Below are 10,977 nucleotides of genomic sequence, written 5' to 3'. Positions count from 1 at the left end.
GTCCGATCCGGACGGAATGGCGCTCCTACCCCGTTACTCCTCCATGGAGGGCATGTCAACAGCCGGAGCGGAGGAGCCGTCGGCGCCAATCGCGCGCGAGAGTCGGCGGTCCCATTGGGGTCGGTGGCCAGCCGGGGAGTGACGCGCCGGCCGGCGTGGCGCGTTCCGCACTCGGTCGCTGGATCAGGAGCCACCCTCGCGGGCGCCTTTGGCCTGGGCAATATGGCTCAACGTCACCAGGCCGAGACCGCCGACCAGGTTGCCTGCCGTGGCGATCCCCATCGTCGTGGCGAGACTCCCCCATTCGACATGCGCGTCGAAGATGATCCCGAAGAACAGCCACCCCAGGTCCTCCTCTACACGACCCATGCCGGGGATCCCAATCGGGTTATCGAGCACCGGTCCGTCGAGCACGTTGGCCGCGATCGTCGGGGAGGTCATGCCCGCGAGAACCATCGCCGCGGTGCTGACGATCGGTACCGCCACCCAGGGCCGCCAGCGGGGCGACGGCAACCTGCCGTCCGGCAGGTACAGCGGAACGAACACCAACAGCAGGGAGAGCAGCAGGTACCAGTACCAGGACTGGCCCCAGAAGCCGAACACGACGAGCGGATCGACGTCGCGTCCCGTCACCTGCACCCATGCCCCGTACGTGTCAAGCGGGACGAACACGCTCGGGAGTATCCCGACGGCGGCGATCATCCAGCTCAGGCGGTTGCGTGGGCGCCTGACCACGAGCAGCGCTCCCGTGAACACGAACGCCCCGAACGCGATGGCGAGACCGAGATCTTCGACGGCGCTGGCTTCGACGTCCTGCGGCAACCGAGGACCTACGACCACCTCGACCACGATCGCGCCGACGAACGTCGCGACGAGCAGACCCGCGACCGCGCGCGGCAGCGCGCCCGCCCCTCTTGGCGTGTCCGGCACCGTCAAGCTGACCCTCCCGACCTGCACAGGCTCCCGTGGGACCGTTACGCGGCTGTTACGGCGGAACACGCGACAGCCGCGCCGTCACGCCGTAACCTCGGCCGATCCGGGCGGACCGTCCAGAACGACTGGGGATCGGCCGCCCCGTAACGCGGGGAGCTCACACGGGCACGAGCGTCACGATCGGGCTGCTGGGGCCGCCCGACATCGCCGTGGACGGCGTTGCCTTCCGGGTCGACACCCGGAAGGCCGTCGCCGCGCTGGCCTACCTCGCCCTCGAAGGCGCCCAGACCCGCGAGCACGTCGCGGCGCTGCTGTGGCCCGAAAGCGACGAGTCCCGAGCCCGCGGTGCCCTGCGACGCACCCTGTCGGTCATGGGCAAGGCCCTCGGAGGCGCTGCGCTCGAGGTGACGCCAGCGCGTATCGAGCTGCGCCGGGAGGTAGCCGACTGCGACGCGTGGCGGCTCCGGGGCACGCTCGACGGTGTGGCCACGCACGGGCACGATGACCCGTGGACGTGCGCCGGCTGCCTGGCCGCTCTGGAGGACGCTCGGCGACTGCACCGCGGTCCCTTCCTGGCCGGGTTCTCGCTCCGGGACAGCGCCCCGTTCGAGACGTGGCAGCAGCTGCAGGACCAGCACCTACTCCGCGATCACGTCGGCGTGCTCGACCTGCTCGTCGATCACCTGGCCGCGCGGGGTGAGTTCGACACCGCTGCCGAGCACGCGGAGTCCCGGCTCGACATCGATCCACTCGACGAACGCACCCACCGGCGCCTCATGCTCCTGCACGCTTGGCAGGGCCGACGCCCCGAAGCGGTCCGCCAGTACCGCGAGTGCGTCGCGATCCTCGACCGCGAGCTCGGCGTCGCCCCGCTGGACGAGACGACCGCGCTGTACGGGGCGATCCTCGAGGACCGCGCCCCGCCAGCACCGATCGCGTCATCCGCATCCGCTCCGACGGTCCCCATCGAACCGAGCGGGCCGCTGCCGCTGGTCGGGCGTGACCACCAGATCGCGCTGCTCGACCAGCACCTCGACGAGGGGAGCTCCAGCGGTCGGCTGCTGGTCGTCGAGGGCGAACCCGGCATCGGCAAGACCCGCATGCTCGAGGAGCTCGCGGACCGCGCCGAGGGTGGCGGTCACCGCGTGCTCACGACCCGTTGCCACGAGGGCGAGGATCGCATCCCGTACGGCCCCCTGGCCGAGCTGCTGCGGGCAGCGGCCGCCACGTGGCCGGAGACCGTCGCCGCTGCGACGGCCCACGACCTGGCGGAGGTGGCGCGGCTGGTGCCCGAGGTCGCGCCCCCACGGGTCGCCGCCGCGGCCCCTCTGGACGGGCCGGGGGCCCAGGCGCGGTTCTTCGAGGGCGTCACCCGCGTCCTCACCGACGCCGTCGGTGCCGGCGGTGTGGTCATGATCGACGATGTCCACTGGGCGGACCGGTCCACGGCGGACGTCCTCGCGTACCTGACCCGGCGACTGGGCGCACGCCGGATCGTGCTGGCGTGGTCGTGGCGTGAGGACGACACCGCGCCCCGCCAGCTGCTCCGTCGCGCCGCCGCCTCGGCGGCTGCGGACGGCAGCGCGGCCATCCTGCCCCTGCAGCGGCTCGAACGCGGCCAGGTGCGCGAACTGGTCGCGGCCGTCACGGGACGTCGCACCGGCGCCGACCGGTTGTACACCGAGACCGAGGGGCTGCCGTTCCTCCTCAGCGCCTACCTCGCCGACGTCCCCGCGACCGGTCGCCGATCCTGGGAACTCCCAGGGACCGCCCGCGACCGGCTGCTGGCGCGCCTGGACGAGGTGACCGGCGTCGCCCGCCAGCTGCTGACCACCGCCGCCGTGATCGGCCGCCGGTTCGACGTGGCGACGTTGCGAGCCGCGGCGGGGCGCAGCGACGACGAGACCGTCGCCGGTCTCGAGGAGCTGCTCGGGCGGGGCGTCGTCCGGGAGGTGCCCGGTGCTGACCCCGCCGCCACCTACGACTTCACGCACGACAAGCTGCGGGCGCTCGCCTACGAGACGGCCACGGCTGCCCGACGGCGGCTGCTCCACGGCCGCGTGGCGGAGGCGCTCCGAACCGTCGACGACCCCGCGGCGGCCGGGGTCGCGGCCGTCCACCTCGAGCAGGCCGGCCGGTTCGAGGAGGCGGCCGAGCAGCACCGGCGAGCGGGCGACCACGCCCGGTCGCTGTACGCGAACCGCGAGGCGCTCGAGCACTACCGGTCGGCGCTCGCGCTCGGACACCACGACCTGACCGCGCTGCACGAGGCCATCGGCGACCTCGCGACGCTCAGCGGCGACTACCCGCTCGCCATCGCGAGCTACGAGACGGCCGCGGCGCACCGCACCGAGGCGACCGCCATCGCCGCCCTCGAGCACAAGCTCGCGGGAGTTCACCTGCGCTGTGGAGACCGCGACGCCGCCGACGCGCACCTGCGGGCCGCGCTGGAACTGCTGCCCGACCCGGCCGCCACCGCCCAGCGCGCTCGTGTCATGGCGGAACGATCACTGGCCGCCCTGCGGTCGCACGATCTGCACGAGTCACGCGCCGCCGCCGAGGAGGCGCTGGAACTCGCCACCGCGGCAGGCGACGCCGCCAGCATCGCGCAGGCGCACAACGTGCTCGGCGTCCTGGCACGACGGCGCGGTGACCTCGACGCGGCCGCCAGCCACCTCGACGCGAGCCTCGGGCTCGCGACCGATCTGGTCGACCCGTCCGCCCGTGCCGCTGCCCTCAACAACCTCGGACTCGTCCGCCGCACCGCCGGTGACTCCGAGGCGGCGGTCGAACTGCACCGTGAGGCCCTGGCGCTGTGCCAGGAGGTCGGCGACCGCCACCGCGAGGCGGCCGTGCTGAACAACCTCGCCGATGCGTTGCACAGCGCCGGACGGCGTGACGAGGCCATGCGCGTGCTCAAGCGGGCGGTGCGCCGCTTCAGCGAGGTCGGCGGCCTCGACAGCCCTGGCCCCCAGCCCGAGATCTGGAAGCTCGTCGACTGGTGAGGTGGCCGGGGCTCTACGCTGCCTGACATGGCCAACATCAAAGGCCTCGTCGCGCAGAGCCTGATCGCGTTCCACGAGGCGGTGTTCAAGGTCAGCGGCGGACGCCTGCTCGGTCGCCTCGGTGGGATGCCGGTGGTCGAGCTCACGACGACGGGGCGCCGCAGCGGCGAACCGCGCCGGACGCTGCTGACCTCACCGGTCCAACTCGAGGACGGCAGCGTGGTGCTCGTCGCCTCCAACGGCGGCAGCGATAGCCATCCCGCCTGGTACCTGAACCTGCGCGAGAACCCCGAGGTCGACCTGGTCGTCCGGGGGGTCCGCGGCCCAGCCATGGCACGGACCGTGACGCAGGACGAGAAGGCGGCGTTGTGGCCGCGCATCACCGACGCCTATCGCGGCTACGCCGGCTACCAGCGCAGCACCGACCGCGACATCCCGGTCGTCATCTGCGAAGCCCGGGACTGACGTCAGAGCGGCACGCTCGCTCCAGCGCCGTCGATGTGCCTCGTCGCTCCCCCGATCCCCGGGTTGACGGGCGCGCCCCGCGTGTTACCTTCGAACACGACCGTTTCTGTACCGTCACACGTCACGGAGGCCCGCCGATGGCCGACGAGTCGACCCCCGGGACCCGTCCGCTGCTGCTGACCGTCCTCGGGGACCTGGTGCTCCCCAGCGGGGGGCAGACGTGGCTGGGGGCGGTCAGCGACGCCATGGAGACGCTGGGGGTCAAGCCCACCGCGACCCGACAGGCCCTGCGTCGGCTCGTCGCCCAGGACCTCGTCGAACCTCACAAGCACGGCCGGCGAGCCGCCTACCGACTGACCCGGGCGGGGCGGCGCCGGTTCGAGGACGCCGCCGACCGCATCTACCTGCGTCGTCCGCTGCGTTGGGACGGCCGCTGGCGCATCCTGACCTACTCGTTCGCGGAGGAGCAGCGCGCCGCCCGTGATGCGCTGCGCCGCGAGCTCGAGTGGCTCGGGTACGGAGCGCTGGGGACCGGGTTGTGGATCTGCCCGTGGGACCTCGGGGCGCGACTCGAGGACGCGCTCGCCAAGCACGGCGTGTCCGGCCAGGTCGAGCAGTTCACGTCGGAGCTGGAGGGAGATGACCGTGGCCTGGCGGCCCGCGCCTACGACCTCAGTGAGCTGCGTCAGGCCCACCACGACTACACCGAGCGCTTCTCGGGCTGGATCGGCGACGAGGTCGAGGGCGCCGAGGCACTCCGGCGCCGCATCATCCTCGTGCACGAGTGGCGCAAGTTCCTGTTCATGGACCCCGGCCTGCCACCCGAGCTGCTGCCCGATGACTGGGCCGGCGATCGCGCCGCCCACGTGTTCACCGCCGCGTACCGCACCGTCGAGGGACCGGCGTGGCGGCACTGGGCGGCTCTGGTCGCGAGCTCCGACCCCGACGACGACGCCCCGCCCGCACCCGTCAGCAACCTCGACGAGACCGTGGACCGCCGCACCACCCCCGCGCAGGCCGAGGAGCGGCGCACCGAGGAGTTCCTCGAGCGCGTCCACGCGGGCCAGAAGATCGAGGCGACCGAGTGGATGCCCGACGAGTACCGGCGACTCGCGCTCAAGTTCATCGAGATGCACGCCAACAGCGAGATCATGGGGGCGCTGCCGGAGCGCGAGTGGATCGCCCGCGCCCCGACCCTCCGACGCAAGCGCAGCCTCGCCGCCAAGGTCCAGGACGAGGTCGGCCACGCCCACCTGATCTACCGCGTCGCCGAGGACCTCGGCAAACCACGCGAGCAGATGTTCGAGGACCTGATCGACGGCCGCACCAAGTTCCACAACGTCTTCCACTACCCCACCTACACGTGGGGTGACGTGGCCTGCATCGGCTTCCTCGTCGATGGCGCCGCCATCGTCACCCAGCGCGCCCTGCTCGACACGTCCTACGGTCCCTACCTGCGCTGCATGCGCCGGGTGGTAGCCGAGGAGTCGCTGCACTACCGCCACGGCGAGGACATCACGCTCGCCCTCGCGTCCGGCACCGACGAGCAGTTCGAGATGCTGCAGGAAGCGATCGACCGCTGGTACGAGCCGTCGATGCACTTCTTCGGCCACGACGTCCCGGCCGAGGACGATCTGCTGATCCACTGGGGGATCAAGACCCGCGCCAACGAGGAGTCGCGTCAGGAGTTCCTCAGCCAGTACGTGCCCAAGCTCTGGGACATGGGCATCGAGTTCCCCGATCCCGCCCTGCGCTTCGATCCCGACGAGAAGCGCTGGCGCTACACCGAGCCGGACTGGGACAAGCTCAAGGCGGTCATCACCAAACAGGACGAGGCGACCCACGAGATCGTCACGACGAGGCTGCACTGGCGCCGGCTGCTGCGCGACAACACCGCCTGGGTGCGCCAGGTCGTCACCGGCGACCGTCCGCCCGCGGTCGCGGCGTGACCAGTGCTGAAGTAGCGAAGCGGTAGCACAACCCGACCAGTGCTGAAGTAGCGAAGCGGTAGCACAACCCGACCAGTGCTCAAGTAGCGAAGCGGTAGCACAACCGAGACGAGGTGAGCTGATGCCCGACTTCGAGGTGTTCGGCCGACGCAAGTGGGAGGACTCGCTGGAGCACGTCGGGACGATCCACGCCCCCGACCCCGAGGCGGCCCTCCTGCTCGCCCGCGAGACCCACTTCCGGCACGGGGAGGGGGTCGACTACGCGGTCGTCGAACGCGAGCACCTGCACCGGCTCGAGGACCCCTCGCTGCTCGAGCACGCCATCGATATGAGCTACCGCCGCAACGACGGCTACACCGGCTTCCGCGACAAGCGCGAGAGGGCCCGCGAGGCCGCGCGTGCGCGCGGCCGGGGCGAGCTGCAGGAGCGTCCGGCGCCGGGGCGGTCGGGTGGGTCCGGGACGGGCCGGTCCGGAGGCGCCGCGAGGGGGTCAGCGTGAACCTCGACGACCCCCGCACGGTGTTCCTGCTCGGCATCGCCGACGACGAGCTCGTCACGGGCCATCGCTCCTCGCACTGGACCGGCTTCGCCCCCTCCATCGAGTCCGACCTCGCGTTCGCGACTCTGGCTCAGGACGAGATCAACCACGCCGACCTGTGGTACCAGGTCGTCCTCGCGGGGCGCGGCGGGGACCTCGGGGCGGTCGACCGAAGCGATGTCGACCGGCTCGGACTCGGCCGCGAGCCTGGCCAGTACCGGCACGCCATCGTGTGCGAGCGCCCGCCCACCGACTTCGCCTACTCGCTCGCCCGACACTTCCTCTACGACCACTTCGACGCCGTGCGTCTCGACGTGCTCACGTCGTCCAACGACCCCGACATCGCCGCCGTGGCACGCAAGCTCCGTCACGAGGAGCGCTACCACCTCGAGCACGCGGACACGTGGGTGCGCAAGGTGGCCCGCGCGTCGCTCGAGGCTCACGATCAACTCGCCGAAGGGTTCGCCCGCGTGTGGCCCGAGGCGCTGTGGCTCGCCGAGCCCACCCCCGCCGAGGCCGACGTGGTCGGTGACCTCGTCCCGGTCGGTGCGAGCGAGGTCGGGGCGCGGTGGCTCGGCGACGTCGTCCCGGTGCTCGAGGAGCTCGAGCTCCCCCTCGCCGACGACGTCGCGGCCACGGGCGACGTCTGGCGCCTCCCCGACGGGTTCTTCGACACCCCGCGCGGTCGTCACGGCGAGCACACCGAGGACTGGACCTCGGCGTGGGAGGAGATGACGCACCTGCACCGCGCCCACCCGGGAGTGTCGTGGTGAGCGCGATGACGACCGTCGACGTCGACGCCATCCGCGACGCCGTGGCGAGCGTGCCCGATCCCGAGCTCCCACCCGTCACGGTCGGCATGCTCGGGATGATCCACGAGGTGTCCGTCGACGGCGGCGAGGTCGTCGTGACGCTGCTGCCGACGTTCGCCGGCTGCCCGGCGACCGAGATGATCGAACGCGACGTGCGCGAGGCGGTGGCTTCGGTGCCCGGTGTCGAGCACATCGATGTGCGGTTCGTCTACGACCCGCCGTGGAGCAGCGACCGCATCAGCGCCGAGGGTCACGACCGTCTCCGCGACTTCGGCATCGCCCCGCCCGTCGGCGCCACCCACGACGTCCCCGATGCGGTCCGCCGGCTCCCGATCGCGGCGGCGCCGACCCCGTGCCCGTACTGCGCCTCGACCGACACGGCCAAGGAGTCGGGCTTCGGGCCGACGCCGTGCCGCGCGATCCACTACTGCAACGCCTGCCGCCAGCCCTTCGAGGCCTTCAAGCACCTGTGAGAGCACACTCCTCGCCGCCGCGCTTCTCACGAACTTGAATGGTTGGGGGCACTCACGTGTCCCCGAGTATTCAAGTTCGGCGGGACTCGTGCTCGCAGAGGGCGGCGAAGCGGCGCAGGCTGCGCCGGAAGATCGCCGCGGTGAGTGGGGCGATGATGTGGTCGGCGACGAGCGCCCCGAACCTCCCGAGCGGCGGATCGATGTGCTCCCACCAGTCCACCACGGTCCCGGTCCCGGCGTCGGACAGCTCGAACGCCGCCGTGCCCTTGATGACCTTGCCGAGATGGACGACCTCGAGCACCTCGCCCTCGATCCACCGCGTGACGCGCAGCACGTCCCTGATGGTCACCCCGAGGATGCGAGTGGGACAGACCACGGTGACCCCCACCCCGGTGCGGTACGGCGTGATGACCTCCACAGCCAGCGCATCGAGCATCCACTCCGCCTGGCGCTCCCAGTCGGTGAGCACCTCCCAGACGGTGCCGCGGGGCGCGCCGATGGGCTGCGACAACGTGACGCGCACGCTCCCTCCGATCCGTCCACGGGGCCGGGTCGGCTAGCCTCCGCGCCTGAGTTCCGGCCCCTCCGGCCGCATCCTCCGCCCCGACGGGGGCACCCGACCAGACCTGCCGACCAGACCTGAGGGAACCATGTTCGCCGAGATCGACGGCAGCAACATCTACTACCAATCCTACGGCGAGGGCCCGCCGGTCATCTTCATCCACGCGCTCGGTGGCTCGTCCAACGCGTGGCACGGTGTCATGCAGGCCATGAAGCAGCACCACCACTGTGTCGCCCTCGACCTGCGCGGGCACGGACGCTCCGGGGGAAAGGGCAAGTTCTCCATCGAGGTGTGGGCGCGCGACGTGCGCAAACTCGTGGCCGAGCTCGAGCTGCCGTCCGCCACCGTGGTGGGCCACTCGATGGGATCGCTGATCGCGCAGCAGCTCGCGCACAGCGAACCCGAGGTGTGTGACGAACTCGTCCTCGTCGGTGGGATCAGCTACTTCCAACCGCCGGTCGCGGACGCCTACAAGGAACGTGCCGACCTGGTCGAGAAGGAAGGCATGGACCCGCTGGTCGAGGGGTGGCTCGAGGGCGCCGTCTCACCCCAGAGCCACGCGACGATGCCCGGCGGGGTCGGACTGCTCCGGGAGCTCTTCCTGCGCAACGACCCGCCGATGTACGCCAAGGCCTGCCGTGCCCTCGCCAAGGCGCCGTCGATCGCGCGTCACGAGATCGGGCAGCCCACGCTGATCGTCACCGGCGCACACGACCGTTCGACACCCCTCGCGATGGCGGAGGAGCTCAAGGCCGACATCCCGGTGAGCCGGGTGAGGGTCATCCCCCACACCGGGCACTGGCTGCCGGTCGAGGATCCCGGAGCGCTCGCCGCGACGATCCTCGAGTTCCTCAGCTGATCTCAGCGGTGGACGCCCCGTCCCCTGCGCTCGTGGACCGGACGGTCGCAGGTGGTTCGGTCACCTCGAGGCGCCGCTGCTCGAGCCGTTCCTGCGCGCGCGCGATGGCCGCCGGTCCCGCCGCCACGTACAGCTCCTCGTAGGCGTCCGCGAGCGCGCTGAAGGTCACGTCCACGTGGTCGGGGTCGTAGCCCTGCAACGCGAGCGGGAAACGGACGGCGCGGATCTCCCCCGGCGTCGGTACGAGCCAACCCGGCCTCTGGGGCTCCCGGCGCGTCATCGGTGACGCCTGAAACAGCGCCACCAGCACGACCGCGAGTGCTGCGGTCGCGATGAGCCCGACAGCGATCCAGGTGCCCAGCGGCTCACCTCCCGGCGCCCCACCGAGGCTAGCCCTGGCCCCAGTGGATGTGCGATGGTGCCGCTCCCCGGCTCGTCAGGACGACCTTGGCGCAACCCGCGCATCCGCTGAGACTCCCGCTCGGCCGGGACGACGCGGCGACCCCCGCCCCGGTCCTCGACCTCGCGCGGCACCGGCTCGACTTCGAACGGTCGTTCGGGCTCATGGGCATCGTCAATAACACCCCGGACTCGTTCTACGACCGCGGCGCCTCGTTCGGCATCGAGCGCACTCTGCGACGCGCCCGCACGCTCCTGACGGAGGGTGCCCAGATCATCGATGTAGGGGGGATCCGCGGCGGGCCTGGCGACGATGTGTCGGTCGGGGAGGAGATCGCCCGCGTCGTGCCGATCGTGGCCGGTATCCGCGAGGCCGATGAGAGAGCGCTCCTGTCGGTCGACACCTGGCGGGCGCCCGTGGCGGATGCCGTGCTCACGGCCGGGGCGGACATCGTCAACGACGTGACCGGCGCCCACGATCCCGAGATCCTGGCGGTCGTGGCCGCTCACGATGCGGCGTACGTGGCGATGCACCACGGCGGCCAGCCGCGCTCGCGACCCCTGCGCAGCAGTTTCCTGCCGGACGTCACCACCGCCGTCGTGGAGCACTGCCGGATGCTGACCGAGCGTGCCATCGCGGCCGGAGTGCGACGCGACCGCCTGATCGTCGATCCCGGTCACGACTTCGGCAAGAACACCTACCACTCGCTCGAGCTGTCACGTCGCCTTCCGGAACTCGCCGCACTCGGGTTCCCGGTCCTGGTGGCGTTGTCCAACAAGGACTTCATCGGCGAGACGCTCGGCGTGCCGCTCGAGGAACGCATCGACGGCAGCATCGCGGCAGCGGTGTTCTGCGCCCTGCGCGGCGCCCACATCGTCCGTGTCCACGAGGTCGCCCGGACCGGCCAGGCGCTGCGGATGGTGGAGGCTCTGCTGGGGTGGCGGTTCCCGGCGGCGACGGTCCGCGGGTTGGAGTGAGCGG

General features: G+C 71.6%; 11 protein-coding genes. 8 read left to right on the top strand and 3 right to left on the bottom strand.

Going from position 1 to position 10,977, the window contains the following annotated elements:
- Window positions 1-183: 183 nt before the first annotated feature.
- Window positions 184-936, bottom strand: coding sequence for a hypothetical protein (locus KY469_03260; GenBank protein ID MBW3662095.1), 753 nt, complete (start codon window positions 934-936; stop codon window positions 184-186).
- A 206-nt stretch (window positions 937-1,142) separates the two neighbouring features.
- Here KY469_03260 and KY469_03255 point away from each other — a divergent pair, with 206 nt between their 5' ends.
- The 6 genes from KY469_03255 (at window position 1,143) to paaJ (ending at window position 8,175) form a co-directional block, all read left to right on the top strand.
- Window positions 1,143-3,938, top strand: a complete 2,796-nt coding sequence (locus KY469_03255; protein ID MBW3662094.1) for an AAA family ATPase — start codon at window positions 1,143-1,145, stop codon at window positions 3,936-3,938.
- A 27-nt stretch (window positions 3,939-3,965) separates the two neighbouring features.
- Window positions 3,966-4,403 (top strand): nitroreductase family deazaflavin-dependent oxidoreductase, encoded by a 438-nt coding sequence (locus tag KY469_03250; GenBank protein MBW3662093.1) that lies wholly within the window; start codon window positions 3,966-3,968, stop codon window positions 4,401-4,403.
- A gap of 137 nt (window positions 4,404-4,540) precedes the next feature.
- Window positions 4,541-6,352 carry a 1,2-phenylacetyl-CoA epoxidase subunit A gene (gene paaA / locus KY469_03245; protein ID MBW3662092.1) on the top strand — a complete coding sequence of 604 codons (1,812 nt, stop codon included), beginning with the start codon at window positions 4,541-4,543 and terminating at the stop codon, window positions 6,350-6,352.
- Between the two features lie 121 nt (window positions 6,353-6,473).
- Window positions 6,474-6,851 carry a hypothetical protein gene (locus KY469_03240; protein ID MBW3662091.1) on the top strand — a complete coding sequence of 126 codons (378 nt, stop codon included), beginning with the start codon at window positions 6,474-6,476 and terminating at the stop codon, window positions 6,849-6,851.
- Entirely contained in the window at window positions 6,848-7,663 is an 816-nt protein-coding gene (gene paaC, locus KY469_03235; protein ID MBW3662090.1) for a phenylacetate-CoA oxygenase subunit PaaC, read from the top strand. Before KY469_03240 ends, paaC begins: the two co-directional genes overlap by 4 nt.
- A gap of 5 nt (window positions 7,664-7,668) precedes the next feature.
- Window positions 7,669-8,175: a phenylacetate-CoA oxygenase subunit PaaJ gene (gene paaJ / locus KY469_03230; protein MBW3662089.1), complete on the top strand. Its 507-nt coding sequence runs from the start codon at window positions 7,669-7,671 to the stop codon at window positions 8,173-8,175.
- A 70-nt stretch (window positions 8,176-8,245) separates the two neighbouring features.
- Here the strand turns inward: paaJ and KY469_03225 are convergent, their stop codons facing one another.
- Window positions 8,246-8,698, bottom strand: coding sequence for an SRPBCC family protein (locus KY469_03225; GenBank protein ID MBW3662088.1), 453 nt, complete (start codon window positions 8,696-8,698; stop codon window positions 8,246-8,248).
- A 127-nt stretch (window positions 8,699-8,825) separates the two neighbouring features.
- On the opposite strand from KY469_03225, the gene KY469_03220 reads away from it, so the two are divergent.
- Entirely contained in the window at window positions 8,826-9,596 is a 771-nt protein-coding gene (locus KY469_03220; protein ID MBW3662087.1) for an alpha/beta hydrolase, read from the top strand.
- On the opposite strand, the gene KY469_03215 is transcribed toward KY469_03220, so the two are convergent.
- The gene (locus tag KY469_03215; protein ID MBW3662086.1) at window positions 9,589-9,876 is read right to left on the bottom strand and encodes a DivIVA domain-containing protein; all 288 of its coding nucleotides are present in this window, start codon (window positions 9,874-9,876) and stop codon (window positions 9,589-9,591) included. The genes KY469_03220 and KY469_03215 overlap by 8 nt on opposite strands.
- Window positions 9,877-10,160: 284 nt before the next feature.
- On the opposite strand from KY469_03215, the gene folP reads away from it, so the two are divergent.
- Window positions 10,161-10,973, top strand: a complete 813-nt coding sequence (gene folP, locus KY469_03210; protein ID MBW3662085.1) for a dihydropteroate synthase — start codon at window positions 10,161-10,163, stop codon at window positions 10,971-10,973.
- Window positions 10,974-10,977: the final 4 nt, after the last annotated feature.

The organism is Actinomycetota bacterium (assembly GCA_019347575.1).
Lineage (GTDB): Bacteria > Actinomycetota > Nitriliruptoria > Nitriliruptorales > Nitriliruptoraceae > JAHWKY01.
This window is presented reverse-complemented; position numbering and strand designations above follow the sequence as displayed.

Coding starts and splice junctions, on each gene's coding strand:
- KY469_03250 (MBW3662093.1), top strand. CDS start 3,966: ATGGCCAACATCAAAGGCCTCGTCGCGCAGAGCCTGATCGCGTTCCAC.
- paaA (MBW3662092.1), top strand. CDS start 4,541: ATGGCCGACGAGTCGACCCCCGGGACCCGTCCGCTGCTGCTGACCGTC.
- KY469_03240 (MBW3662091.1), top strand. CDS start 6,474: ATGCCCGACTTCGAGGTGTTCGGCCGACGCAAGTGGGAGGACTCGCTG.
- paaJ (MBW3662089.1), top strand. CDS start 7,669: ATGACGACCGTCGACGTCGACGCCATCCGCGACGCCGTGGCGAGCGTG.
- KY469_03220 (MBW3662087.1), top strand. CDS start 8,826: ATGTTCGCCGAGATCGACGGCAGCAACATCTACTACCAATCCTACGGC.
- KY469_03215 (MBW3662086.1), bottom strand. CDS start 9,876: ATGACGCGCCGGGAGCCCCAGAGGCCGGGTTGGCTCGTACCGACGCCG.
- folP (MBW3662085.1), top strand. CDS start 10,161: ATGGGCATCGTCAATAACACCCCGGACTCGTTCTACGACCGCGGCGCC.